The sequence below is a fragment of the Luteithermobacter gelatinilyticus genome, from assembly GCF_005849285.1.
GTDB classification, from domain to species: Bacteria; Pseudomonadota; Alphaproteobacteria; order Sphingomonadales; family Emcibacteraceae; genus Luteithermobacter; species Luteithermobacter gelatinilyticus.
On record NZ_CP040517.1, the window covers coordinates 645,309 to 671,771 of the forward strand.

A 26,463-nucleotide genomic window follows, 5' to 3' on the forward strand; every position below is an offset into this window, starting at 1 on the left:
AAACGACAGCGGAGAAATGCACAGACATGGCGGATCTGGAAATCATCAAATTCCTGGGCATTGCTCTGGCTATTGGGCTGTTGATCGGACTTGAACGGGGATGGAGTGACAGGAATGAGGATGAAGGGCGCAGGATCGCCGGGGTGCGAACCTTTGGTCTGATCGGCCTGCTGGGCGGGATTGTGGCCTATCTTGCACAACCGGGAAATGTCTGGATTTTGGGGGTGGCATTTCTCGGACTCGCCGTGGTTCTGACCGCCGCCTATCTCATGCGGTTGCGGGTTCAGGAAGACATTGGCATCACCAGCCTGATTGCGGCGCTCCTGACCTTTTGTCTTGGGGCCCTGGCCGTGGCGGGGCATATTTATGTGGCAATATCGGCGGCGGTGGTCATCTCGCTGCTGTTGGGAATCAAGTCACAGCTGCATGATCTGGTCCACCGGCTTGAGCGGGTGGAGCTTTATGCCACATTAAAGCTGTTGCTGATTTCCGTTGTGCTGATTCCCCTGTTGCCGAACAGGGGATACGGGCCCTGGCAGATGATCAACCCCTTTGAAATCTGGTGGATGGTGGTGCTGGTCGCGGGAATCTCATATGTGGGATATTTCGCCATGAAGATTGGCGGGCTGCGGTACGGCATTCTGGCAACGGGCATTTTCGGCGGGCTTGCCTCGTCAACGGCGGTCACGCTGACGCTGTCGCGCATGGCCCGGGGAAATACGCGCTATCAGAACACATTGGCGGCCGGTATTCTGGCGGCCTGCGGGACAATGTATCCCCGGGTGCTTCTGGTCAGCGCCCTGATTAACCCGGCGGTGGCGCTGCGTTTGGCAGCGCCGTTGCTGGTGACGGCGGTTCTGACCTATGGGACAGCCCTGGTTTTATGGCAAAAACACAGTTCGAAGTCGGTGGAAGAAGGGGATCTGTTGGTCAAAAATCCGTTTCAGCTTTCCATGGCGCTGCAATTTGGACTGTTGCTGGCGATCATCATGCTGTTGAGTAAATTGTTGCAGGTTTATCTGGGAGAGGCGGGGGTTTATTTGCTGTCGGCTTTCTCGGGGTTGACGGATGTGGATGCCATTACCCTGTCCATGGCCCGGATGAGCGGCACGGATCTGACGATTGCGGTGGCCAGTCTGGCCATCTTTATCGCCGCAGCGACGAACAGTCTGGTCAAAGGCGGCCTGGCGCTTGGCGTGGGGCGGAAGGATTTCGGTCTCAAGGTGGCCGGCCCGCTCGTGATCAGCGTGATCGTGGGCGTTGGGGTATATTTTGTGCAGTAATGGTGCAGTAATAGTAATATTGTATTGTGGGCTTATCGGGCACAAGGAGAAAATCAGGAATGTTTGATCGGATTGTGGCATCTTTTCCGGAATTGGCCGAACTGGCTCCCGAAGCGCGGGATATTCTGGAAAAAAACGGTCAGCTTCGGCGCCTGCCTGCCGGGTCCGTCCTGTTTTCCGAAGGGGTACGGTGTGAAGGATATGTCCTGTTGCTGGACGGTAGCGTCAAGGTCAGAAAATTGTCCGAAGACGGTAGGGAACTGGTGCTATACCGGGTTGAAGCCGGGGAATCCTGTATCATGACTACCACCTGCCTGATGTCCGATGAAGGGTATCAGGCCGAAGGGATCGCGGAAACTGATGTGGTGATGGCTCTGATCCCGCCGAACAGTTTTACCCGGCTTCTGGAAATATCCGACCCATTCCGACGGTTTGTTTTCGGGGTTTTTTCCCGACGGCTGTCCATGTTGACCATGCTGGTGGACGAGGTGGTGTTCAAGAAACTGGACAAACGCCTGGCGCAGCTGTTGCTGGATTATGCCGATCGCAAGGGGCATGTCTTGTCCCTGACCCATCAGCATCTGGCCGGAGAGTTGGGATCTGTACGGGAAGTGGTCAGCCGCCAGCTCAAGCAATTTGAACGGGATGGTCTGGTGCGGCTGAGCCGGGGGGTGATTGAAATCCTGGACCGCGACGGGTTACAGGCCGTCACGCGCTAGTTCACCTCTTATTTCCAGTCTTATCCGCACAGCTTCAATGTCATTACGAGGCGCGACAGTAACGACGCAATCCACGAGCCTGTGACGTATAGAGTGAATTGTGAATAGGTTGGCACAATTCATCTAAAACATGTCAAAACCCAGAACGGGGCAGATGACATGTTTCTCAATTCATTCTGGGGGAGCCCTTCCCGCTTGTGGTTTATGTGACCTAGATCACAGACATTCATGGAAAAATATGATCTTCTTGGGCCTGAAGACTGTCATAGTGTGTCTGTATAAGGAGACATCAGATGAAGAAAAATGTGGGGTCACTGGATCGTATGATCCGCATCCTGGCCGGTCTTGTGCTAATTGGCCTGGAGGTTGCGGGAATTTTTTCGCCCTGGGGTTGGATCGGAATTGTGCCCCTGGCCACCGGACTTCTGAAATGGTGCCCGGCTTATAGCCTGTTGGGCCTGCGCACCTGTCCATTGGAGAACTTATCCCAGAAGAAAGGAAATTGACATGAGCATTGATCGTATGGTGCTGGCTTTTGCCGGTTTTATGGTGCTGATCAGCCTGACATTGGGGATTTGGGTGCATCCCTACTGGTTTGCCCTGACAGCGTTTGTCGGGCTTAACATGTTTCAGGCGGCTTTTACCCGGTTTTGCCCGCTGGCAATTTTTCTGAAAAAGCTGGGTGTGGCGCCGGGCAAAGCCTTTGATTGAGGTGCTGTTGATTAAGAAGCCAAGAGGAAAAGTCCATGATTTTATTGTCTGAGTCTGCGGCCCGGTCGCCGAAAAAATATTTCTGGATTTCCGGTTTGCTCAGTGTTTTGCTGATCCTGCTGGTTGCCCTGCCGACTCTGATGCCGGACAGGGTGCCCTTTCTGGCGCCACTGAAAATTGATACCGATCCGGAAAATATGTTGTCGGAAGAAGAACCGGTCCGGGTTTTCCATAATGCCCAGAAAAAGGACTTTTCCCTGTATGACATGGTGGTCGTGGGAGTTGTTAATGACCGTCACGATCAGGGTGTGTTCAATCCCCGGACCCTGGCCCATGTCTATGATCTGGCAAATTTTGCCAAAACGTTGAGTTGGACGGATGAAAACGGCACCCGGCAAGGGGTGATTTCCGTGGACCTGATGGCGCCCAATACGGTGGATAATATCGAACCGGGTGGACCGGGGGTGGTGAAATTCGACTATCTTATGCCCACGCCGCCCAAAACGGACGAAGAGGCGCTGGCGGTTCGCGACAAGGCCCGCAAGCTGCCTCTGCTGAACGGCACGCTGATCTCCGAAGGGGGAAATGCGCTGGCGCTTTATGTTCCGATTACGGCCAAGGATGTGAGCTATGACGTGGTTCAGCAGCTCAAGGGCCGCATTGCCGGATATGACGCTGAGGAACAATATTACATTACCGGCATGCCGGTGGCGCAGGACACTTTTGGGGTGGAAATGTTCAAACAGATGGCCATTTCCGCGCCGCTGGCCATGCTGCTGATTTTTCTGTTGATGTGGTATTTCTTCAAAAGGGTCACGCTGGTGATCTCGCCCATGATCGTGGCGATGGTGTCGGTGATCGTGACCATGGGGCTTCTGGTGATTACCGGGAACACCGTGCATATCATGAGCAGCATGATTCCAATCTTTATCATGCCCATCGCCGTGCTGGACTCGATCCATATCCTGTCGGATTTTTATGACACCTATCCGAAATATCGCGATCGCTATAAAACCCTCAGGCATGTGATGGAGGAGCTATCGCGGCCCATGCTGTATACCTCGCTGACCACGGCAGTGGGCTTCGGTTCCTTGGCGCTAACGCCCATCCCGCCGGTACAGGTGTTTGGTATTTTTGTGGCCATTGGGGTGTTGCTCGCCTGGTTTTTCACCATCACGCTGATCCCCGCCTATATCATGATGATGAGTGATGAAAAACTCGCCGGCTTTGGCATGGGCAGTGCGGACGCCACTGATCGCGATAACGCCACGCCGCTGGCCCGGCTGTTGAAACTCTGGGGCCGGGGCACCTATGCGGGAGCGAAGCTGATCCTGCTGGGTCTTGTGGTGCTGGGCGTGGGAGCCTGGTATGGCATTACTCAGATTGTGATCAACGACAACCCGGTGAAATGGTTTGACCCGGATCACGAAATCCGGATTGCCGACAAGGCGCTGAATGAGCGTTTTGCGGGGACCTATATGGCCTATCTGCTGTTGCAGGACAAAACCCCGCCGCTGCCCTATGACGCCTATGTCAAAGAACTTTCTGCCCGGCTGGCGGCCAAGGACGGCGCCCCCTATCAGGTGCTGGCGGCGGAACTTCCCGCTCTGGCGACGCAGGCCAGGGATCGGGACGGCCTGATTGATCTGTTGTCGGAAAAGGCGGAAGCCGGCTGGGACAATGCCCCCGATGCCGATTATGAGCAGTGGGAAGCAGCCTATGATTTTGTGGAAACCCTCAGAACCGAGGATGAAATCTTCAAGAAGCCGGAAGTGCTCAGATATATGAGCGCGTTGCAGGACTATCTGCTGGAAACCGGGCTGGTGGGCAAAAGCAACAGCCTTGCAGACATGGTCAAGACCGTGCACCGCGAGTTGCAGGGCGGGGAGGCGGATGGCTTCCGCATTCCGGACACGCCCGCAGCGGTGGCCCAGACCCTGCTGACTTTTCAGAATTCGCACCGGCCCGATGACCTATGGCATTTTGTCACCCCGGATTATCAGAAAAGCAGTCTCTGGCTACAGCTGAAAAGCGGGGATAACCGGGATATGAGCGCCCTGCACGAGGCGGTGGCGCGCTACATGGCCGCCCATCCGGCGCCCGAAGGGCTTGAGCATGACTGGTTCGGCCTCACCCATATCAACGTGATCTGGCAGCAGAAAATGGTGGCCGGCATGGCTGAAGCCTTTATCGGCAGTTTCATCATTGTGCTGATCATGATGGCGGTGTTGTTCCGTTCTCTCCTCTGGGCGGTGCTGGCGATGGTGCCATTGACTTTCACCATTGGCATGATCTACGGCATTATCGGCCTGATCGGCAAGGATTACGATATGCCGGTGGCGGTTCTGTCCTCCCTGAGCCTGGGGCTGGCGGTGGACTACGCTATTCACTTTCTGGCGCGCAGTCGGGAAATGCGCAAACGCTTTGCCAACTGGCGTGAGACCAGTACGGCGGTTTTTGGCGAACCCGCTCGGGCCATTGCGCGTAATGTGATTGTGGTGGGCATTGGCTTCCTGCCGTTGCTGGCGGCGCCGCTGGTGCCGTATCAGACGGTGGGTACCTTTATCTCCGCCATTCTGGTGCTGGCCGGGATTGCGACATTGACCATATTGCCGGCCCTGGTCCGGCTGCTGGAGCCATTCCTGTTTAAAAAACAAAAGGAAAGGGTTACGACATGAAACGCATGATCACGGTTTTGACGGTTCTGATCGCTCTGGCGGGGGGGGCAGCATCTCCCGCCGTCGCCGCCGAGGTGATGGATATTATCAAAAAAGCCAATCACATGGCCTATTATCAGGGCAAGGATGGGCGTGCTCGGGTGGTGATGGCCATCACCGATGCGCAAGGCCGCGCGCGCGAGCGGGAGTTTGTCATCCTGCGCCGGGATGATGACGGTGAGGAGGATGCCGGACAGAAATTTTATGTCTATTTCAACAAACCGGCGGATGTGAAGAAAACCGTATTCATGGTGCATAAGAACCTCGACCGGGATGATGATCGCTGGCTGTATCTACCGGCTCTGGATCTGGTAAAGCGTATTGCCGCCAGCGACGAACGCACCAGTTTTGTGGGGTCCCATTTCTTTTACGAGGATGTGTCAGGCCGGGGCATTTATGAGGACACCCATGAACTGGTTGAGGAAAATGACGCCGTTTATGTAATCAAAAGCACGCCAAAGGACCCCGCTGCGGTGGAGTTTGCCTATTATATAAACTGGATCCACAAAAAGACCTTCCTGCCAGTCAAAACCCTGTATTACGATTCCGAGGGAAAATTGTACAGAACCTATTCCGCGCTCAAGGTTAATCCGGTGGACGGGCATCCAACGGTCACCCGCGCCCAGATGGAAGATCATCGCAGCGGCGGCAAGACGGTCATGGAATATACCGATGTCAATTATGACACAGACCTGCCGGAAGATATCTTTTCCGAACGCTACCTCCGAAAACCGCCCAGAAAATATTTAAGGTAAGTGAATATAACTATTTAAGGTAAGTGAATGTTCGAGGTGGGCGTTGCATGAAAAATCTTTCTATAATATTGCTTGTTGCGGCTCTTTCTTTCGGGACTGTCGCATCGGCCCAGGAAATGACTGTCCAGGAAATGACTGTCCAGGAAACGACCGCCCCGGAGACACCACTGCCTGAATTGCCCGAAGGGCTGGAGGATCTGTTTTCCGATGAACCTCTGGCTGAGACCCCGGAAGAGCCGGCAAGAAGGGGGGGCGGCCTGCCTTTTGACCTCAGCGGTTTTGCAGAAGGGCGTTTCGGTCTGCGCCTGCAGGATGACCCGTTACAGAAGGATATCAGCCTCGGTGAGGCCCGCCTCCAGCTTGATGCGGAAAAATCCTGGGAGGGGTTTACGCTCAATCTGGTCAGTGATTTTATCCTTGATCCGGTGGCGGATGACTATGACATTGATCTGGAACGGGGGCGAGGCGCGGTGGACCTTCGGGAAGCCAATCTGGTGTTCAGCCCGCTGGACTTTGTGGACGTGAAGCTGGGGCGGCAGATCCTGACCTGGGGCACCGGCGATCTGGTGTTCATCAATGACCTGTTCCCCAAGGACTGGAACAGTTTTTTCATTGGTCGCGATACGGAATACCTGAAGGCGCCGTCGGACGCGCTGAAGGTGTCGTTGTTTTTTGACGCCTTTAATGTGAATGTGGTCTATACGCCGCGCTTCGACGCCGACCGCTTCATTGACGGGCATCGTGTGTCCTTTTTTGATGCCATGCGCGGCGGGACGCGCGGCCGGGAGGCACCGCTTCGGGACCTAAGGCCCGATGACTGGTTTTCCGATGATGAACTGGCGGTGCGGCTGTACCGGTCCTTCGGGGCCTATGAGACAGCGCTGTATTTTTACAGCGGCTACTGGAAAAGCCCCGGTGGACTTGATCCGGTGAGCGGGGCGGCGCTTTTCCCCCGCCTGGATGTGTATGGGGCCAGCATGCGGGGCCCTGTGGGCGCCGGTATCGGGGCCGTGGAACTGGGCTATTATGACAGTGCCGACGGGGCGGCCTCCAATCCTTTGATCAATAACAGCGAGTTCCGGTTTCTGGTGTCTTATGAGCAGGAAATCGGCACCGAATTTACAGCCGCGATCCAGTATTATCTGGAACGCAAGCTGGATTATGACGCCTATCTTGCGAGCCTGCCGGCAGGGCTGCGGGCGGAGGATGAAAACCGCCATCTGATTACGCTCAGGCTCACCAAGCTGCTGATGAACCAGGACCTGACCCTGAGCCTGTTTAATTTTTACAGCCCCTCGGACGAAGACGGCTACCTGCGGCTGAATGTCAGCTACAAGCTGCGCGACAATTTGCGCGTCGAAGCTGGCGGCAACCTGTTCTACGGCCGCTTTCCAGACAGCTTCTTTGGTCAGTTCGAGGACGCCAGTAACCTCTATACCGGCCTGAGATACGAATTTTAGAGTATATTGTGATGAGCCGGAACCGTCATTACGGGCGCGTGATGACGGTTTTCCCTTCCTTGCCGCTTCTCCTTCACCAATGCCGCTTCTCCTTCACCAATGCCGCCTCTCCTTCGTCCTTGCCGCGAAGGCGGCAATCCAGCTCCTCACCAATGCGGTCTGCAAGCTCTGGGCTCCCGCCTGCGCGGGAGCGACGGGACGGGGGTCGCGGGTTCGCGATGACGACTTTTCTTTCATCGTCATGGCGAGGGCGCATCAGGAAACGTGGCCATCCATCCGCGCCGCCAACCATGATTCGGATGGTTCTTGCTTATGTGTCCCGCTACGGGCCGTTCAGCTCCGGTTGGCGCCGGGCACCCATTTGACATCTTTTGCGCCATTGTCATTGAGATGCCGGCTCATCACAAACAGATGGTCGGACAGCCGGTTGAGATATTTCACGGTTTCCGGGTTGATGTTCGCTTCCTCCGCCAGGCGGGTCGTGAGTCGTTCGGCCCGACGGGTGATGGTGCGGGCCAGATGCAGATAGGCGGCCGCGGGCGTCCCCCCAGGAAGGACAAAACTGTCCAGAGGCGGAATGTCCCGATTCATTGTGTCGATTTCCTGTTCCAGCCGTGTCACCTGCTCGGCGGTGATGCGCAGCGGTTCCCATTTATAGCTGTCCGCCAGGGGCGTGGACAGATCCGCCCCCAGATCGAACAGGTCATTTTGAATGCGCCCGAGCATCGCGTCCGGCTCGCCCGTGGTATGCAGCCGTACGAGGCCCAGGGCAGCATTGGCTTCATCCACTGTGCCATAAGCCTCGATCCGCAGATCATGTTTCGGCAGGCGGGTGCCGTCGGCAAGCGAGGTTTGTCCCTTGTCGCCGCCGCGGGTATAGATTTTTGTCAGTTTGACCATAAACTGTTTTCCTTAATGATGTTGTGTCCCGGCGCGTTTGGGGGCGGGGGACAGACGATTGTTGGTTCCGAGATTAACAGGGAAGGCGCTTAAGCATACATCAGCAGATAAAGGACAATGAGCGCCAGGGTGACCCCTTGGGCGATGACCCGGGCCCGCATTAGTTTATTGCCGTGTTTTTTGTTGAAATCTCCCCCCCGGCTCATGCTGAGCACACCGCCCAGCATGATTCCTCCGGTCACCACAATACAGACAATGATGAGAATTTTGAGAAACAACATACTATATTTCTTTCTTTTTTCAGAATTTTAATAATTTTTTTTGAGCCTGAACAGAATAAAAAAACAGATTTTACTCTAACGTTAATTATCCCTTGGAATTTTTGCAGGATTATATACAGTTTTCACCTCAGTCGGACGAACGTTTAAGTGACTCCTTGCGGGTTATATAGACCATATCCACTGACAGAGAAATATATAAAGCCGGAAAGGCGGTGTCTTCTACGGAGCAAGATAAAAAAAGGGCTGCTCAGGTCAGCGAATGCTTCGTGAGCAGCCCCAGTTGGTATCTGTCAGAACCGCAGCCCGGATGCGTAATACCGGGATGATGGTCCTGATGGGGATATTTCAGACGCCGGGGTGCCCAGTACGGGGGATCCCGGCGAAACCTTTTGTGCTCAACCGCGCCTTGCCAAGGCGGTTTGCCCTCAGCCCGTCTCAGGACCACGTTGGGGCAGAGCCAGTCTACATCAACATAATTCTACCAGATGCCCAGCGGTTTCAGGAACCTATTTTTCCGCTTTGTTGGCCATGATTTCCTCATGGATCTCCCGGATGAATATTCCGGCGCATCTGTATCTTTTGTTTCTTGTGCTCCTCTTAACACAGGCGTGAGGGGTTGTTCAAGCGAATAACAGACGAAAACGGCGTTTTATTTGATTGATGTGACCATAAATAGAATAAAGTACTGATTTTGGTAGATAAAGTGAATATTATTCTGCATATGTGAGGTGTACAATCACTAGAGTGAATTGTGGATAGGTTGGCTCAATTCACTCTAACGCCTGTTTTGGGACGCGCCTCATGATATTTTGTCCAAGGGCTTTTTCTGGCGTCTTTGAATCCGGGAAAAAGCCGGGCGTCACTTTGACGGAGAAAATTTTTCTCAACCGTCATTCTAACGGATCTTTCCCCACTTTGTCAGGTTTGATCCGTCGTTTTCATGCACGAAAATATAAATACGTCATCAGAGACGAGCCAAATACCGTCCTTGACGGGGGAATGCACAGATTTGGCAACAGGCTGAGTTGATGGTCAAAAAAGCTAAATAACGCAAAAGGGTTGAATAACGTCAGGATATTACCCTGGACGAAGAACACAGCAAAGACCCAACCATAGAATAAACACCAAGATAAGTAAGCCAGAATAAGTAAGCCAGAATAAGTAAGGATGTAGGGATGTCAGAAGTTATTTTATGGTTACGCGATGAAAGTCGTCTGACGGAAAGCCGCACGCCGCTTTTGCCGCAAGGTGCGCGTGAGCTTATCGAAGCGGGCATGACGGTTGTTGTGGAACGCTCCCGGAAACGTGTTTTTGCGGATGAGGCTTATGAACAGGCCGGGTGTCGCATGGTTCCGGCAGGAAGCTGGGTCGATGCGCCGGCAGAGGCCGTGATTCTGGGATTGAAGGAATTGCCGAAAACCCCCCGCCTTTTGCGCCATAAGCACATCTTTTTTGCCCATGCCTTCAAGGAACAGAACGGCTGGGCAGATCTGCTGAGCCGTTTTGTGGAAGGGGGCGGTGAGGTGCTGGACATCGAGTATATGGTGGACGAGGCGGGCCGCCGTGTTGTCGCCTTTGGATACTGGGCGGGGTATATGGGTGCGGCGCTGGCGCTGATGCAGTGGTATGACCGTCAAAGCGGCTATGGGCCGGCAGATCAGGGATTTGGCGGTGGACGGCCCATTCTGGATGACGGGCTGGCCCCGTTTGAAAATGCAGCGGCGCTGGATGCGCGTATCCTGTCCCGCAACAAAACCGGTGTGAAACCGAAGGTTCTGGTGATCGGTGCGGGAGGGCGCAGCGGCAAGGGGGCCAGGGACCTGTTCCGCCGTCACGGAATCGAGGTGACGGGCTGGGGGCGGGCGGAAACCGCCAAGCTTGACCGGGCGGCGCTTCTGTCCCATGACATTGTGGTCAATTGTGTCTATGTGTCGGAAAAAATTGAACCGTTTATTCGTCCCGAAGATCTTGAAAAGGACAGGACACTCAAGGTCATCAGCGACGTGTCCTGCGATCCTTACGGAGAATATAACCCGCTGCCGCTTTATACGGCGCCGACTTCCTGGGACAAACCGTACCTTACCCTCGGCCATAACGGCAGCGCCGTGGACCTGATTGCCATTGACAATCTGCCGTCCCTGTTGCCACGGGAAGCCAGTGTCGAGTTTGCGGGTCTGCTTCTGCCCTATCTGAAAACCCTGCCCAAGCGGCATCAGGATCCGGTCTGGCAGGCGTCCGAACTGGCCTTTCACAAGGCCTGCCAGGCTTTAGAGCAGGCCTGTTCACATATATAACCCTATTATCAATCATCCATAAATCAGGGGTACCTTATGGTTTCTACAGTGACGCCCACGGCATCCATACATTGGGTCGGGGCCGGTTTGTCCTCCGGGCCCGGCATTGTTGATCTGGCGGACAGTTTCGGAAAAATCCATGTCTGGGACATGACGCCGGAAAGGGTTGATGCCTTGCGCGCCCATCTCAGCCCCGGGGCGGAGATTGATTTTCTCCGGCTGGACCTGGGAGATGAGCTGTCCGTGGCGCGGTTTCAAAACCGGGTTCAGGCCGGGGATGTGGTGGTATCCATGTTGCCGGCCGCCCTGCATGTGCAGCTGGCGCGGCTGGCGTTGGAAAAAGGTGCTCATCTGGTGACCTCCAGTTATCTTTCGGATGATATGCGGGCGCTCAACGACCTGGCCTGCCAACAAGGGGGCTGTGTGATCAATGAAGTGGGGTTGGATCCCGGACTGGATCATCTGTTTGCCCATGTGTTGGTGGATGAGGCGCGCCGCGCCGGTGTTCTGGGACAGGGCCGCGAGATCGACTTTGTGTCCTATTGCGGGGGGGTGCCGGTGGAAAAGTCGGACTTCACCTATAAATTCAGCTGGACGCCGCTTGGGGTGCTGACGGCCTTGAAAAATGAAGCCCGTCTGATCAGGGATCATGAGGAATACCGGGTCGCCAAGGCCTGGCAGGCCGTCTCTGAATTGCAGGTGGATGGGGAGACCTTCGAAGTCTACCCCAATCGCGACAGCATTCCTTATATTCGTGAATATGGGCTGGAGAAGGAAACAAATCTGAAAGGATTTGTGCGCGGCACTTTGCGGTTGGAAGGCTGGAAAGCGGCCTGGAAAGATATTTTTGCCCGGGTCGAGACGGCCGGTCCGGAGGAACTTAAGGAGTTGTCGGACAAATTATGGCGCGACTATGCCTATGCCGCGGGCGAACAGGATCGGGTGGTACTGCATGTAGCGCTCCGGGCGCTGGGCAAAGACGGTCAGGACTGGAACGCCTCGCTCACCCTTGATGAAGTGGGCAGCGGCTGGAAAAGCGCCATGGCATCCACTGTGTCGCTCACCGTAGCTCAGACGGTCAAGGCGGTGCTCGCTGGGCGTATGCCGCCGGGGGTGCAGGCGGGGCTGCATGACGTGGCGGAGGCCCGGCGCTGGCTGGATAATCTGCGCGAACGGGGCCTGAGTGTTCGGGCGCAAAATGTGACGTTATAGGGGGGGAGTAGAGTGAATTGAGCCAACCTATTCACAATTCACTCTAGCAATCGGAGAGGCCGCCTCGCAAGGCCGTAACCCGGGCGTGGCAATCCATAAGACAGTTTTCCGCCAAAGAAAAGACCGCCGAAGAAAAATCTTCAGGCGGCCCAGTTGGTTATGTCAGAACCGTCTGTTGCATGACATCAGGTTCTGAGGGGGATAACTTGTGTGTCAGATCCGGTCTGCAATATCTTGTGCCGTTGTCAGCGGCGTCAGCCCAGAAGCCGCCGGGCGATCACATCCGCCTGAATTTCCGCGGCCCCTTCAAAAATATTCAGGATTCGCGCATCACACAGCACCCGGCTGATGGGATATTCCAGGGCGTAGCCGTTGCCGCCATGAATTTGCAGGGCATTGTCGGCCGTGGACCAGGCGACGCGCGCGCCTAGAAGTTTGGCCATGCCGGCTTCAAGATCACAGCGCTTGTCTTCATCCTTTTGCCGGGCGGCATGATAGGTCAGCTGACGGGTCATCATGATTTCCACCACGGCGAGAGCGATCTTGCCGTGCACCCGGGGAAAATTGAAAATGGGCTGGCCGAACTGGATGCGTTCAAGAGCATAGCGCAACCCCAGTTCCAGGGCGTTCTGAGCCACACCCAGCGCGCGGGCCGCAGTCTGGATCCGGGCGCTTTCAAAGGTGGTCATGAGCTGCTTGAAGCCCTTGCCTTCTTCGCCACCCAGGAGGTTTTCAGCCTTGACCTCGAAATTATCAAAGCCCAGCTCGAATTCCTTCATGCCGCGATAGCCGAGGACCTCGATCTCCCCCCCGGTCATGCCTTCAGACGGGAAGGGGGTTTCGTCAGTACCGCGCTGTTTTTCGGCCAGAAACATGCTCAGCCCCTTATAGCCCGGTTCGTTCGGGTTGGTACGGGCCAGCAGGGTCATGACATCGGCGCGGGCCGCATGGGTGATCCAGGTTTTGTTGCCGGTGATCTTGTAAACATCGCCGTCACGCACGGCACGGGTTTTCAGCGATCCCAGATCGGAGCCCGTATTGGGTTCCGTAAAGACCGCGGTGGGCAGAATTTCCCCGGTGGCGATTTTCGGCAGCCAATATTTTTTCTGGTCTTCAGTGCCGCCGCCCATGATAAGTTCCGCGGCAATTTCCGAACGGGTGCCGAGCGAACCGACGCCGATATACCCGCGGCTGAGCTCTTCGGAGACGATACACATGCTGGTCTTGCCAAGGCCGGATCCGCCATATTCTTCGGGAATGGTCAGGCCAAAGACGCCCATTTCACTCATCTTTTCGATGATTTCCATGGGAATGTAATCGTCTTTTTCATGCCAGTGATGGGCATGGGGCATTACTTCCTCATTGGCAAAACGGCGGAACTGATCGCGGATCATCTCATACATATCATCCAGACCGAGATTGCCGAAGGCGCCACTGTCCAGGCTGTGTTCCACCAGCCGGGCGATTTTTTCCCGGTTTGCCGCCGTATTGCCTTCCCGGATCAGGGTTTGCACTTCCGTCGTGGCAAAGGCAGCAATCTTGTCTTCGGGAACCCACATGTCCCTGGGGCGGATAATCTCGCCCTGGCTCATGGGAATACCGCCCATGATTTGGGCCAGATATTCCCCGAACCCGACCCTGAGAATCAGTTCCTCAAGTTCCCCAAACTTGCCGTCGCGATCAAGAGTTCGGGCCCAGTTCAGCGTTTCGCGCAGGGTTTCCACATAGGTGGCGAGCCAGGAAAAGCCGTGGGCCTCGAATTGATATTGCTGCATCAGTTTGCGGTCCAGACGGCCGTCCTTGACCAGATGGGCCCGCAGAGCTTTCCGTGCCGCTTCAACCAGTGTACCGGCCGCGGCCAGGGCTGCGTCGCATTGGGTAAATAATAAACCGCTCATAGGTGACTGACCTTATCCGTTATTGCCGGCTTCAACGGCGTCTTCAAATGTGTGCAGCCCCGGCCGTTTGGCAGAGACCAGAACAGCCATATTGCCGGGTTTGTGCTGGTTTTTCCACATTTTGGTATGGGCCCGCGGGATATCTTCCCAAGAAAACACTTCGGACATGCAGGGGTCAATCCGCCGCTCAATCACCAGCTGGTTGGCCTGGGAGGCCTGTTTCAGATTGGCAAAATGGCTGCCCTGGATCCGTTTCTGACGCATCCACACGAAACGGGCGTCAAAGGTCAGGTTGTAACCGGTGGTGCCGGCGCAGAAGACGACCATGCCGCCGCGTTTGACCACAAAACAGGAGACGGGGAACGTGGCCTCGCCAGGATGCTCAAAGACAAAATCCACATCCTTGCCTTTGCCGGTGATGTCCCAGATGGCCTTGCCGAATTTACGCACCCGTTTCATATAATCGCCGTAAACCTGCTGGTCCGTTACCGGCGGCAATTGACCCCAGCAATCGAAATCCTTTCGGTTGATCACCCCCTTGGCGCCCAGCGACATGACAAAATCCCGCTTGTCCTCATCGGATATCACGCCGATGGCGTGCGCTCCGGCAGTAGCAATCAGTTGGATGGCCATGGACCCCAGGCCCCCGGAGGCGCCCCAGACCAGAACGTTATGGCCGGGCCGCAGGATATGCGGACGATGGCCGAACAGCATGCGATAGGCAGTGGCCAGGGTGAGCGTGTAACAGGCGCTTTCTTCCCAGGTCAGATGTTTGGGCCGGGGCATCAGCTGACGGGCCTGCACCTTGGCAAACTGGGCAAAGCTGCCGTCCGGGGTTTCGTACCCCCAGATCCGCTGGCTGGGGGAATACATGGGGTCGCCGCCGTTACATTCCTCATCATCACCGTCGTCCTGGTTACAATGGACCACAACTTCGTCGCCGACCTTGAAACGTTTTACCCGGCGGCCGACTTTATAAACAATACCCGAGGCGTCGGACCCGGCAATGTGATAATCCGCCCCGTGCACGTCAAAGACGGACATGGGCACGCCGAGGCCGGCCCAGACGCCGTTGTAATTCACGCCGGCGGCCATCACCAGAATCAGGACTTCATCGGCTTCCAGTTCGGGGACGTCGACGATCTCCTGCTGGAAGGCCTGTTCCGGCGGACCGTGCCGTTCGCGGCGAATCGTCCAGGCATACATTTTTTTCGGAACATGGCCGAGCGGGGGAATCTCCCCGACTTCGTACAGGTCCTTTTTTACGAACTTTCCTTCAAGCGTTTCGCGTTCTTGGATTTCTTCCTGTGTCAGCTGAGTCATCTTGGTCCCTCAATAAGCTACTGGTTAACAGTAATATTCCCACCCCGACATGCTATATGCGCTGCAGCATAATGAGTTTTCCGCCCGTGTCGTTTTCGCAGAAAAACCTTGCATATGGGGGACTTCTTTCGCCTTCTGTTCAGTACCGTCTTGTGTTATAGTTTGATGGTATTTTTTATTGCAATGCAACAATAATTATATTATTTCTTCCTCTGCGTCTAGAAAGAAATTTTATTTTATCGGTTTTTCCTTCGCGGAAACTAAAAATCAAACTAAACAAGTGTTTTAATGCTGCTATGCAGTATCAAGGGAGAATGACATGAGTGAGAAAGAGGTGCAGAGGGACCGGCCCTGGCTGTTTCGGACCTATTCCGGGCATTCCTCCGCCAAGGCGTCCAATGCGCTCTACCGGACCAACCTAGCCAAGGGACAGACCGGGTTGTCCGTGGCGTTCGATCTGCCAACCCAGACCGGATATGACAGCGATCATGTACTCTCCCGCGGAGAAGTGGGCAAGGTCGGGGTGCCGATCTGTCATCTGGGCGACATGCGCACTCTGTTTGAGGGTATTCCCCTTGAACAGATGAATACTTCCATGACCATCAATGCCACAGCGCCGTGGCTCCTGGCGCTCTATGTGGCGACGGCGGAGGAGCAGGGCGCCGACCGGGCCAAACTCAGCGGCACGGTGCAGAATGATCTGATCAAGGAATATTTGAGCCGTGGCACCTATATTTTCCCGCCGAAACCCAGCATGAAGCTGATTACTGATGTGATCAGTTTCACGTACCGGGAAATTCCCAAATGGAACCCCACCAATGTGTGTTCCTATCATCTACAGGAAGCGGGCGCGACGCCGGTGCAGGAACTGGCCTATGCGCTGGCGACGGCGATTGCGGTACTGGATGCCGTGCATGACAGCGGGCAGGTGCCGGCCGAGGATTTTCCGAAAGTGGTGGGCCGTATCAGTTTCTTTGTCAATGCGGGGCTGCGTTTTGTGACTGAAATCGCCAAGATGCGGGCTTTTGTGGAACTGTGGGATGAGATCACCCGTGAACGTTATGGGGTGGAAGAAGACAAATACCGCCGCTTTCGCTATGGCGTGCAGGTCAACTCCCTGGGCCTCACTGAACAGCAACCGGAAAATAATGTCTATCGTATTCTGCTGGAAATGCTGGCGGTGGTGCTCAGCAAGAAGGCCCGGGCCCGGGCGGTGCAACTTCCGGCCTGGAACGAGGCCTTGGGCCTGCCGCGGCCGTGGGATCAACAGTGGTCGCTGCGCCTGCAGCAGATCATGGCCTTTGAAACGGATCTTCTGGAATATGAGGACCTGTTTGACGGCTCCAGGGTGATGGAGGCCAAGGTGGCGGCCCTGAAAGAGGAGGCGCGCGCGGAACTGGCCCGTATCGAGGAGATGGGCGGTGCCATCGCCGCCGTGGAATCCAGCTATATGAAGCAGCGTCTGGTGGAAAGCAATACTGCCCGGCTCAAGGCCATTGAAAGCGGCGAACAGATTGTGGTTGGCGTGAACAAATATACGGAAACCGCTCCTTCGCCGCTGGTTAGTGACGAGGATGGCGGCATTATGACCGTGGATCCGGCCGCCGAGGCGGAGCAGATCGAACGGCTCAGGGGCTGGCGTGAGAGCCGGGATCAGAAGGCGGTGGACAAGGCGCTTGCGGCACTCAGGGACGCCGCGCAAGAAGGCCGCAACGTGATGGAACCGTCCATCGAAGCGGCCCGGGCCGGAGCCACTACCGGCGAATGGGCCCAGACCCTGCGCGAGGTGTTTGGTGAATACCGGGCTCCTACCGGGGTCGGCAAGGCGGCGCGGGGGGTTGCGGGCGATAGTTTGGAACAGGTGCGCCAGGCCGTGGAAGAGGTAAGTGAAAAACTGGGCCGTCGTCTGAAATTCCTGGTGGGGAAACCGGGGCTTGACGGGCATTCCAATGGCGCGGAACAGATCGCGGTCAAGGCGCGGGATGCGGGCATGGAAGTGGTCTATGAAGGCATCCGCCTGACCCCGGCGCAGATTGTCAATGCGGCATTGGAGGAGGGTGTTCATGCGGTGGGCCTGTCGATCCTGTCCGGTTCACATCTGCCGCTGGTGGAAGAGATCATGACCCGCATGAAAAAAGCAGGGCTTCAGGATATTCCGGTGATCGTCGGCGGCATCATTCCACCGGAGGATGAAAAACAGTTGCGCGCCATGGGGGTCGCCCGGGTCTATACCCCGAAGGATTATCACATGTCCGATATCATGGCTGATATCGTGGAGATTGTGGCGGCGGGAGTTAATTGATTTCTCTTGAAATTTATATTATATATAATTTCAGGAGAAATATTATGCCGACTGTCGGGGTACATTCCAGATCCGACCGGACCGAACCGGACAAGGACCGGGTTTTGAGCATGGCAGTGGCCCGGGCTGCGGGCTTTCTGGCGATTTCCAATAAGGAACTGGCGGGGATCCTCGGGCTATCGCAGGCTTCCGTGTCGCGCCTTATGAAGGGGCAATACCTGTTGCGCGAGGGCCGTAAGGAATATGAACTGGGGGTGCTCCTGGTGCGTTTGTTCCGTTCTCTGGATGCATTGACCGGCGGGGACGATCGTTCCAGCCGATCCTGGCTGCGGTCGGAAAATCTGGTGCTTGGAGGACGGCCCGTCGACCTGATCACCACCATCACCGGGCTCATGGGGGTTATCGCTTATGTGGACAGCCGGCGCGCTAAGCTCTGAGGCCCGTTCCTATAGTCACGATATCTGGCGGTTTGTCGAGTTTCAATACAAGACGGCGACCATGCGGCTTGTGGATCACGATCCGGGCGACCAGGCCGTGCTGGAGGATATTCTGGAGGACAGCAAGCCTGCGATTCCGGCTGGGGCCGAAGGTCTCCATTTCCTGCTGTTTACCCCATTCCGATATCAGGCTTATCCCACCGGGTCCCGTTTCCGTCGGGTCGGAGACCTGAGGGGCGTTTATTATGCATCTGAAACAGTTGAGACGGCGCTTGCGGAGGCGGCATGGCATACCCGGCTGTTTTTTCAAGAATCCCCTGAAACGCTCTTGCCGCAACAACCTTTGTTAAAAACGGCTTTTCCGGTGTTGTGCCGGACGGACAGATTTCTGAACCTGACTTTGCCGCCGCTGGACCGGGATCGCGCCTTATGGACCTCCGCTGAGGAATATGGCGCTTGTCAGGATCTGGCGGATCAGGCGCGTCTCGCGCAAATGGAGGCCATCGGCTATGAGTCTGTCCGGGATGCCGGAGGGGGATTGAATGTGGCGGCGTTGAGTCCTGAGATCTTTCGGGGCCGGCGCATTGATTCGCAAAGATCCATGACCTGGCATCTTCTGGTTCATGCTACTGGCGTCGAGGCCTGGTGTGACTTGCCCACCTTAAGGGTAAGTTTTGAGTTTCCCTAAGGCCGGGATTTCGCTACCGTAAGTTCGATCGGGCATGTGCCTGTTTTGCCACCAACCAGGGGGGATCCCTTATGACCATAGAACTGTTTCGTGAGGATGCGTATCTGAAAGAATGTGAGGCCACGGTCATGGCGGTGACCGAGCGGGGCGGTATTGTGCTGGACCAGACGGTGTTTTATCCCACCGGCGGCGGCCAGCCGGGGGACAGTGGCATCTTGATCCCCGCGGACGGGCGGCGCCTGCGCATTGCCAGCACGGTTTATGACCGGGACAGCGGCGCGATTGTGCATGTGCCGGACGATAGCGGCGAGGTTGGGCAGGATTTGCCCGCGGTGGGGACGGCTGTCAAAGCCGTTATCGACTGGGATCGGCGGTACCGGCATATGCGCATGCATACGGCATTGCATCTGTTGTGCGCGGTGGTGCCCTGCGGCGTGACGGGAGGGCAGATCGGCGTAGAAAAAAGCCGACTGGATTTCGATATCGGGGAGCAAACGCTGGATAAGGAGGAGATCACGGCGCAATTGAATGACCTGGTGGCGCGGGATATTTCGGTCAGCGCCAACTGGATCAGCGATGAGCAACTGGACCGGAATCCGGATCTGGTCCGGACCATGTCGGTGGCACCGCCACGTGGCGCCGGGCGGGTGCGGCTGATCAAGGTGGGCGAGGATGTGGATCTTCAGCCGTGCGGCGGTACCCATGTGAAGCGGACTTCGGAAATCGGCCCGCTGCGGGTCAGCAAGATCGAAAACAAAGGCAAACGCAACCGCCGGGTCAATATTGTTTTTGCCGACCAGGCCGGCCGTGACCAATAAGTTTGGGCCCATAGGCTTGAAAGATTTTCAGAACGATCAGCCTTGGGCCTTATCGGTCTAGAGTGAATTGTGTATAGGATGGCTCAATTCACTCTAGAGGATGTTGTATTTTGTGCCTCGGATCATTCATACATGGACTTGCTGAAATCACCATAGATGGCGCCTTGCATGATGCTGCGGAAATCAGACGCGGCAAGATGCAGCAGCGATTCATGATCGCCGCTTTCAAGGAACACATCTTCTTCATCGCAAAGGTCGTTATCCACCAGCACCATCAATCCGTAAGCTTGGCCAATGGGCGGAACGGCGCCAGGGTCGCAGTCGTTGAAAATCATTTCAACTTCTTCTTCCTTGGCCATTTCGGTTTTTTCATTGATGGTGCGTTCGATTTTGTGCAAATCCACCTTGTGATCCGCCGGCACCACCACCATCAGGTAGCCGCTTCCGGTGGCAAGTAAGACTCCTTTGGCCAGTTTGTTGTCGGGGATATGCGCTTCGGCGGCGATTATCGAGCTGCGTTCCGCATGAGGGTGGGTGATGATCTCATACGAGGTATCCATGCTGCTGAGATAATCTCTGAGCGAGATTGCCATACCCATGATCTTTCTCCTTTTGGAAGACTGGGGATAATGTCACAGGGACATTACGGAAAATATTTTACAATAATATCGCACATATTTCAGCTTTTTTGCAGATGCCGACGGTCGGGAGCCCTTTGACAACCGCCTCACGGGCGGAAAAGAAGCGCATTGGCCGTTTCCGGCGGCTTCAGGCTTATATTCCGCCGGGCAAAAGGCCCGAGTCGGGTTCCGCTACGGACCGTCTACTGGTGGTTTTTGAGGGGTCAGGAGTCCTGTTTATAGGGGGAGGTTTTCGGGAGAAACCCATCACCTGCCAATAAGTTAGGATAAAACCGTTCCGCAGGCCCCGGCCCTGGCATCACAGATCGGATCACAGGCCGGATTACAGGCCGGATCACAGGCCGGATCACAGGAATGTGTACGGGGTCCCCCCTGTAATGTGGTATACTTAACATCGGTAACAGGCAATTTAAGTATGACCCAGGCACTGTCCACGCCAGAACGGATCCCGCAACGGATCAAGGCCGCGGTACCCAATTCCGCGGAGCGGGGAGGTTTACGAACTGTTGCCGGAATAGTCCTTCTTATCCTTATCGGTTTTTTTGTTGGTGTCCTGTCGGGATGTAGCCGCAACCATCAGGCTTATTTCCCGGATCTTGCGCAACGGGACATCAGCCGGGAGGATCTTCTGAGCGGACGCAGCCTGTGGGGGGAGGCGGCCGAGGAACTTGTCCTGCCCGAAGACCACGTCATGCGGATGAGCCCCCAGATGCGGGCCTTTCTTGATCGTTATGTGCCGGGAAACTATGCTGACCCGATGAAAATCCGGGCCATACTGGAAGCCATTATTTCACCGGGGGCGCTGGGTATGGAATATGACAGAAGCCTGACTTTCACGGCTCGGGAATCTTTTCGCCGCGCCGAAGGCAACTGTCTGGGCTTCAGTTATGTATTTGTGCTTCTGGCCCGGGAGAGGGGGCTCAAGGCCTATTTTCAGGAGGTGGAAATTCCCCCGGACTGGACCCCGGCGGCGGAGCGACTGGTTTTTGTCAATCGCCACATCAATGTCCGGGTTGATACCCGTATTGGCCATGATATGGTCGTGGATATTGATCGGGCCAACGTCAAACCTTTCTATCCCGTCCGGCGCATTTCGGACAAGGAAGCCGAAGCCCATTATTATAGCAACAAGGGTGCCGAATATCTGGATCGCGGGAACATGAAAAATGCCTTCCGGTATTTTGTGAAAGCGGTGAGGCTGATGCCGAAAAGCAGCGCCTTTTGGTCTAATCTGGGGGTATTTTACCGGCTGAATAATCTGCCATGGCATGCCGAAAAGGCATATTTTATCGCCCTGAAATATAAACCGTCCAATTATTCCGTCATGACTAATCTGGCTATTTTATACGAAATTCAGGGGGAGGTGGAAAAGGCGGAATATTTTACCGGACTGGCAAAACGCTATCAGCAGAAAAATCCCTATTACCATTATTACCGGGCCCAGGAAGCTTATAACGACGGAGATTATCAGGCGACGCTCCGTCATCTCAGAGGGGTCATTCGCCAGAAAATCGAAGACTATCGTTTTTACGATCTCATGGCGGAAGCTTATATAAAACTCGGCAAGCAGGATGAAGCTGAGGAGGTCCTTGCCAAGGGAGCCGACTACCGATAGGGGATAGTGCTTTTTTTAAAGCAAAAAATAGTGTATTATATTTCGGCTTTATGCAACTAAAAAGGGGAAGGACAATGAATGTGACGCGTTTTGTTCTGGCCGTGATTGTCGCATATGTGGTCATGGCCGTTCTGGCAATTGGGTTAGAGGCTCTATTGGGGGACATGACGAGCAGCTTCAAGGCGCTACACCGCCCGGAAGAGGCGCTGGCGGAATATCAAATCTGGATGTATCTGGCGTATCTGCTGCAGACCGTTGTTTTTTGCTATATTTTTACCCTGAACTATGAAAACAAAGGCTGGATGGAAGGGCTGCGTTATGGGCTTCTGATCGGCCTGTTTATGTCGTTTGAGGTGATGGCTTGGTACGGCATGATGCCGATAGCGGGCATGGACACCGTGGTGACCATGATCATGACTGTGGTGATCTATATGGGCGGCGGCATTGCCACGGCGTTGGTCTATAAACCGGCTGCCCAGCCTATGGCATAGACGGGGGTGCCAGATAACGAAAAAATGAAAAGAGAGGGTCTTCTGGACCCTCTCTTCTTTTTTGGGGTTTGTTCAGAAACGCCAATCTTTGTGTGTTTACTGGTTCATGCGGTTTTCAATCAGGTCTTCCACCACGGAAGGATCAGCGAGCGTGGACGTATCACCAAGTGAGTTAAATTCATTGGCGGCGATCTTCCGGAGGATCCGGCGCATGATTTTGCCAGACCGGGTCTTGGGCAGATCGGGGGTGAACTGGATCAGATCGGGGCTGGCGATGGGGCCGATTTCCTTGCGCACCCACTGCACCAGTTCATCCCGCAGATCGTTGGAGCCCTCGATCCCGGCTTTGAGCGTGACATAGGCGTAGATGCCCTGTCCCTTGATGTCGTGGGGATAGCCGACCACTGCGGCTTCGGCCACCAGCTCATGAGCCACCAGCGCGCTTTCCACCTCGGCCGTACCCATACGGTGACCGGACACATTGATCACATCGTCCACGCGCCCAGTGATCCAGTAATACCCGTCTTCATCACGGCGGCAGCCGTCACCGGTGAAATATTTGCCGGGATAGGTGGAAAAATAGGTGTCGATAAAACGCTGATGGTCCCCGTAAACGGTACGCATCTGGCCGGGCCAGCTGTCTGCGATACAAAGATTGCCTTCCGCCGGCCCCTCCAGAACCGTTCCCTTGCTGTCCACCAGTTCCGGTTTGATGCCGAAAAACGGACGGGTGGCGGAGCCGGGTTTGAGTGGCGTGGCCCCCGGCAGCGGCGCAATCATGATGCCGCCGGTTTCCGTCTGCCACCAGGTGTCCACCACCGGGCAGCGGTCTTCGCCAACCACATGATAGTACCATTCCCAGGCTTCGGGATTGATGGGTTCGCCCACCGTGCCGAGGATGCGCAGGGAAGAGCGATCATGTTTTTTGACAAAATCATCGCCGGCCCCCATCAAGGCGCGAATGGCCGTGGGCGCGGTATAGAAGATATTGACCCGGTGTTTGGCGACTACCCGCCAGAACCGGCCGTGATCCGGGTAGCTGGGCACGCCTTCAAAAATTAGGCTGGTGGCACCATTGGCCAGCGGGCCATAGACCACATAGCTATGTCCCGTGACCCAGCCCACATCGGCGGTACACCAGTACACATCTCCTTCATGATAATCAAACACATATTGATGGGTCATAGACACATATGTCAGATACCCGCCAGAGGTATGCAACACGCCCTTGGGTTTGCCGGTGGAACCGGAGGTGTAAAGGATAAACAACGGGTCTTCCGCGCTCATTTCCTCTGGCGCGCAGTCGGTGGGGACCCCCTCGGCGGCGTCGTGATACCAGACGTCGCGGCCTTCGACCACATTGACCTTGCGGCCGCTGTGGCGGATCATGATAACGTGCTTCACATTAAGGTCCGGCTGCTCCAGCGCCTTGTCCACATTTCTTTTCAACTCAATGGTGCGGCCGCCGCGAATGCCGTGGTCAGCCGTGATCACCACATGGCTGTCGCAGTCACGAATACGCCCGGCAAGGGCATCGGGGGAAAAGCCGCCAAAAACCACGGAATGAATGGCGCCGATGCGGGCACAGGCCAGCATGGCAAAGGCCGCCTCCGGAATCATCGGCATATAAATGGTCACCCGGTCGCCTTTTTTGACCCCATGGTTTTTCAGCACATTGGCAAAACGGCAGACTTCCTCATACAGCTCGCGATAGGTGATGCGGCGGCGGGTGCCAAGGTCATCGCCCTCAAAAATAAAGGCGATCTGGTTGGCCCGATGCGGCAGATGCCGGTCTATGCAGTTGACACAGACATTCAGCGTGCCGTCTTCATACCAGCGGATATGCAGATCATCCTTATCATAGGACACATTTTTAACCCGGGTGTAGGGTTTGATCCATGTGAGACGTTTGCCCATTTCTCCCCAGAATCCTTCAGGATCATCAAGGGACCGCTGATACATTTCCCGGTACTGATCTTCATTAATGAAGGCGTTTTCGGCAATTTTCGGATGGACCGGATAGGTGTGGATTTCTGACATGATCTGTCCCCTAGAAGATGACTGTTTTGTTTATGTTATTTTCTGGCCCTGGCGCTGTCAAAGGCAGAGGATTAAAAATCCTGCTTTTTACATCTCCTGCCTGTTACCTGTTCTGTCTGTGGCGCTTCAGATTACGGATCAGAAAACGGGCTGGGTGCAGGGCCTCAATCACCGGACGCGGCACAGGTAGCGGCCGCCCCCCGATCAGCGCCGCCAGGTAATCGCTCAACAACGGGGCCGTAAGGAACCCCCGCGCGCCCAGTCCGCTGAAAATATAAAGATGGGAATGATAGGCGGCCGGGGGAAAGGAGCGGTGTCGGGGGCCGTGATGCAGACCCGCATAAGCCGCGCGGTATTGGTCGTCAACAGGGACCGGACCTACAAGCGGTAGACGGTCCGGTGTGAAATAACGAATCCCGGCCCGTCCGCCAAGAACCGGTTGGTTGGCAAGGTCAGGCAACAGCCTGGCGGCCGCTTTCCGGTTCTGGTCATGTTCCTGCATGGTGACTTTTTGCATGGTGACCTGCGATGTGATGTCAGCCTTGTCTGGTAGTCTCTCAAAGCTGGCTCCGGCAATGTGAACCGGACCGTCAATCTGGTCCGGGTCCAGAAACTCTTTTGGTAGAACGATCGGCGGCGTCAGATAACTTTGTGCGCTGATGACCCGGTTTGGGGCGTTCTGGGTAGCCGGGAAATAACTGATCTGCCCGCGCACCCTCTGTAGTGGCAGGCCCTGGCTTTGGGGCAGAAGACGCACCAGTTCGGGCGCCGTTAGCACAACGGCTGTTGCTGTAAAACGGACCTTGCCCGCCTGGTCCAGAAGATCCCATCCGCGAGAGTTCCGGATAAGGTGGTCTATATTTTCTTCGCCGTGAAATTCCAGCCGAGGCATGAGCGTCTCGCGCAGCCGGGCGGGATACAGATACCCGCAACTGGGGAAAATAAGGGTCCCGTCTTCTTTTTGGTCGATAAAGTCGTCTGGTAGCTGACCTGCCTGAAAAAAGGCGTCAAGGCGGTGTTTGTCTTTTGCATCGCTGGGGCGTCGCTCCAGGCCGCAGGGTATGAAAATATCCGGCTCCAGTGTTCTGTAGAACCGCAGGGCCTGAACCAGGGCCTGCTGATAAAAACGGCTGGCTGGGGTGTGGCCCCGGTTGATCACAGGCTCCAGAATGGCGGCGGGATTGCCGGAGGCTTCATTCATCGGGCTTTTCCGACGGTCGATCAGAGTTACCTTGAAACCGTCCCGATGCAACCGGTGTGCCATGAGCAGTCCGGCGAGCCCCGCGCCCAGCACTGCGATGTGTGCCCCGGCTGGCACCGCCCGGGGCAGGGCGTACCAGGGCGGAAGATATGAACCGGTCTGGTCCGGGGTCAGGGGAGAAGCCATTTATACATTACCAGCGCATCAATATAGCCTTTATCGGGATGGTTGAAAGCCTTGGGCAGACGGCCCACGGTTTCAAATCCCAGTTTGGTCCAGAGCCGGATGGCACCTTCGTTGCTGGAAATCACAAAATTGAACTGCATGGCTTTATAGCCCAGTTCGAGGGCAACCTTTTGGGAATGTTCACACATGGCCGTGGCAAGGCCTCTGCCTCGGGCGCTGGAGGAGACCATATAACCGCAGTTGCAGACATGGCTCGCCCGGCCGGGCTGGTTGGTTTTGATGTAATAAGTGCCAAGAATACGCCCTTTTTCCTCGGCCACAAAGGTTTTGCGCGGGGCTTTTATCCAGATGTCAAAAGCTTCTTCCCTGGTTGTCTCCTGCGGATAGGTATAAGTGTCTCCAGTCGAGACCACTTCATGGAAAATGGGCCAGATGGCGTCGAAATCTGTTTCTTTGGCTTCTCTGATATGCATGGCATTCCCCCGTTGATC

At 55.6% G+C, this 26,463-nt stretch carries 23 protein-coding genes; 15 read left to right on the plus strand and 8 right to left on the minus strand.

Annotation, left to right across the window (positions count from 1 at the left end; translation table 11 throughout):
• The first annotated feature begins 26 nt into the window (after positions 1–26).
• The 7 genes from FE788_RS02935 to FE788_RS02965 all read left to right on the plus strand — a co-directional run bounded on the left by FE788_RS02935 (position 27) and on the right by FE788_RS02965 (position 7,645).
• Positions 27–1,283, plus strand: a complete 1,257-nt coding sequence (locus tag FE788_RS02935; protein ID WP_138379233.1) for an MgtC/SapB family protein — start codon at positions 27–29, stop codon at positions 1,281–1,283.
• 59 nt (positions 1,284–1,342) lie between these two features.
• Positions 1,343–2,002, plus strand: a complete 660-nt coding sequence (locus FE788_RS02940; RefSeq protein ID WP_138379234.1) for a Crp/Fnr family transcriptional regulator — start codon at positions 1,343–1,345, stop codon at positions 2,000–2,002.
• A gap of 293 nt (positions 2,003–2,295) precedes the next feature.
• Positions 2,296–2,508, plus strand: a complete 213-nt coding sequence (locus tag FE788_RS02945; protein WP_138379235.1) for a YgaP family membrane protein — start codon at positions 2,296–2,298, stop codon at positions 2,506–2,508.
• A 1-nt stretch (position 2,509) separates the two neighbouring features.
• A complete protein-coding gene (locus FE788_RS02950; protein ID WP_138379236.1) occupies positions 2,510–2,713 on the plus strand; it encodes a YgaP family membrane protein in 204 nt (67 codons plus the stop codon).
• Positions 2,714–2,748: 35 nt separating this feature from the next.
• Complete coding sequence (locus tag FE788_RS02955) at positions 2,749–5,391, plus strand: efflux RND transporter permease subunit (protein ID WP_138379237.1); 2,643 nt, start codon at positions 2,749–2,751, stop codon at positions 5,389–5,391.
• Positions 5,388–6,185, plus strand: coding sequence for an outer membrane lipoprotein-sorting protein (locus tag FE788_RS02960; RefSeq protein ID WP_138379238.1), 798 nt, complete (start codon positions 5,388–5,390; stop codon positions 6,183–6,185). The genes FE788_RS02955 and FE788_RS02960 overlap by 4 nt, the downstream gene beginning before the upstream one ends.
• Before the next feature lie 47 nt (positions 6,186–6,232).
• Complete coding sequence (locus FE788_RS02965) at positions 6,233–7,645, plus strand: hypothetical protein (RefSeq protein WP_138379239.1); 1,413 nt, start codon at positions 6,233–6,235, stop codon at positions 7,643–7,645.
• A gap of 333 nt (positions 7,646–7,978) precedes the next feature.
• Here FE788_RS02965 and FE788_RS02970 read toward each other — a convergent pair whose 3' ends face one another.
• Together FE788_RS02970 and FE788_RS02975 are read right to left on the minus strand one after the other, a co-directional pair.
• Entirely contained in the window at positions 7,979–8,545 is a 567-nt protein-coding gene (locus FE788_RS02970; protein ID WP_138379240.1) for a cob(I)yrinic acid a,c-diamide adenosyltransferase, read from the minus strand.
• 89 nt (positions 8,546–8,634) lie between these two features.
• Positions 8,635–8,826: a twin transmembrane helix small protein gene (locus FE788_RS02975; protein ID WP_138379241.1), complete on the minus strand. Its 192-nt coding sequence runs from the start codon at positions 8,824–8,826 to the stop codon at positions 8,635–8,637.
• Between the two features lie 1,175 nt (positions 8,827–10,001).
• Here FE788_RS02975 and FE788_RS02980 point away from each other — a divergent pair.
• Both FE788_RS02980 and FE788_RS02985 read left to right on the plus strand, forming a co-directional pair.
• Entirely contained in the window at positions 10,002–11,120 is a 1,119-nt protein-coding gene (locus FE788_RS02980) for a saccharopine dehydrogenase (protein WP_138379242.1), read from the plus strand.
• Between the two features lie 36 nt (positions 11,121–11,156).
• Positions 11,157–12,332: a saccharopine dehydrogenase family protein gene (locus FE788_RS02985; protein WP_138379243.1), complete on the plus strand. Its 1,176-nt coding sequence runs from the start codon at positions 11,157–11,159 to the stop codon at positions 12,330–12,332.
• Between the two features lie 254 nt (positions 12,333–12,586).
• Here the strand turns inward: FE788_RS02985 and FE788_RS02990 are convergent, their stop codons facing one another.
• Both FE788_RS02990 and ccrA read right to left on the minus strand, forming a co-directional pair.
• Positions 12,587–14,230, minus strand: a complete 1,644-nt coding sequence (locus tag FE788_RS02990) for an acyl-CoA dehydrogenase family protein (RefSeq protein WP_138379244.1) — start codon at positions 14,228–14,230, stop codon at positions 12,587–12,589.
• Between the two features lie 12 nt (positions 14,231–14,242).
• A complete protein-coding gene (gene ccrA, locus FE788_RS02995) occupies positions 14,243–15,553 on the minus strand; it encodes a crotonyl-CoA carboxylase/reductase (RefSeq protein ID WP_138379245.1) in 1,311 nt (436 codons plus the stop codon).
• Positions 15,554–15,872: 319 nt separating this feature from the next.
• Between ccrA and FE788_RS03000 the strand changes: the two genes are divergently transcribed.
• The 4 genes from FE788_RS03000 to FE788_RS03015 all read left to right on the plus strand — a co-directional run bounded on the left by FE788_RS03000 (position 15,873) and on the right by FE788_RS03015 (position 19,798).
• Positions 15,873–17,855, plus strand: a complete 1,983-nt coding sequence (locus tag FE788_RS03000) for a protein meaA (protein WP_138379246.1) — start codon at positions 15,873–15,875, stop codon at positions 17,853–17,855.
• Positions 17,856–17,899: 44 nt separating this feature from the next.
• Entirely contained in the window at positions 17,900–18,292 is a 393-nt protein-coding gene (locus FE788_RS03005) for an MbcA/ParS/Xre antitoxin family protein (RefSeq protein ID WP_138379247.1), read from the plus strand.
• On the plus strand, positions 18,264–18,980 hold the full coding sequence (locus FE788_RS03010) for an RES family NAD+ phosphorylase (RefSeq protein WP_138379248.1): 717 nt from the start codon (positions 18,264–18,266) through the stop codon (positions 18,978–18,980). Before FE788_RS03005 ends, FE788_RS03010 begins: the two co-directional genes overlap by 29 nt.
• Positions 18,981–19,051: 71 nt before the next feature.
• Entirely contained in the window at positions 19,052–19,798 is a 747-nt protein-coding gene (locus tag FE788_RS03015) for an alanyl-tRNA editing protein (RefSeq protein WP_138379249.1), read from the plus strand.
• 122 nt (positions 19,799–19,920) lie between these two features.
• Here FE788_RS03015 and FE788_RS03020 read toward each other — a convergent pair whose 3' ends face one another.
• The gene (locus FE788_RS03020; protein WP_138379250.1) at positions 19,921–20,397 is read right to left on the minus strand and encodes an aminoacyl-tRNA deacylase; all 477 of its coding nucleotides are present in this window, start codon (positions 20,395–20,397) and stop codon (positions 19,921–19,923) included.
• Positions 20,398–20,854: 457 nt separating this feature from the next.
• Between FE788_RS03020 and FE788_RS03025 the strand changes: the two genes are divergently transcribed.
• The gene (locus FE788_RS03025) at positions 20,855–22,054 is read left to right on the plus strand and encodes a CDC27 family protein (protein ID WP_138379251.1); all 1,200 of its coding nucleotides are present in this window, start codon (positions 20,855–20,857) and stop codon (positions 22,052–22,054) included.
• 74 nt (positions 22,055–22,128) lie between these two features.
• Positions 22,129–22,545 (plus strand): hypothetical protein, encoded by a 417-nt coding sequence (locus FE788_RS03030; RefSeq protein WP_138379252.1) that lies wholly within the window; start codon positions 22,129–22,131, stop codon positions 22,543–22,545.
• Positions 22,546–22,641: 96 nt separating this feature from the next.
• Here the strand turns inward: FE788_RS03030 and acs are convergent, their stop codons facing one another.
• The 3 genes from acs to FE788_RS03045 form a co-directional block, all read right to left on the minus strand.
• Complete coding sequence (gene acs, locus FE788_RS03035; protein ID WP_138379253.1) at positions 22,642–24,585, minus strand: acetate--CoA ligase; 1,944 nt, start codon at positions 24,583–24,585, stop codon at positions 22,642–22,644.
• Between the two features lie 103 nt (positions 24,586–24,688).
• Complete coding sequence (mnmC1, locus tag FE788_RS03040; RefSeq protein ID WP_138379254.1) at positions 24,689–25,972, minus strand: FAD-dependent 5-carboxymethylaminomethyl-2-thiouridine(34) oxidoreductase MnmC1; 1,284 nt, start codon at positions 25,970–25,972, stop codon at positions 24,689–24,691.
• Positions 25,957–26,445, minus strand: a complete 489-nt coding sequence (locus tag FE788_RS03045) for a GNAT family N-acetyltransferase (RefSeq protein WP_138381270.1) — start codon at positions 26,443–26,445, stop codon at positions 25,957–25,959. Before FE788_RS03045 ends, mnmC1 begins: the two co-directional genes overlap by 16 nt.
• Positions 26,446–26,463 lie beyond the last annotated feature (18 nt).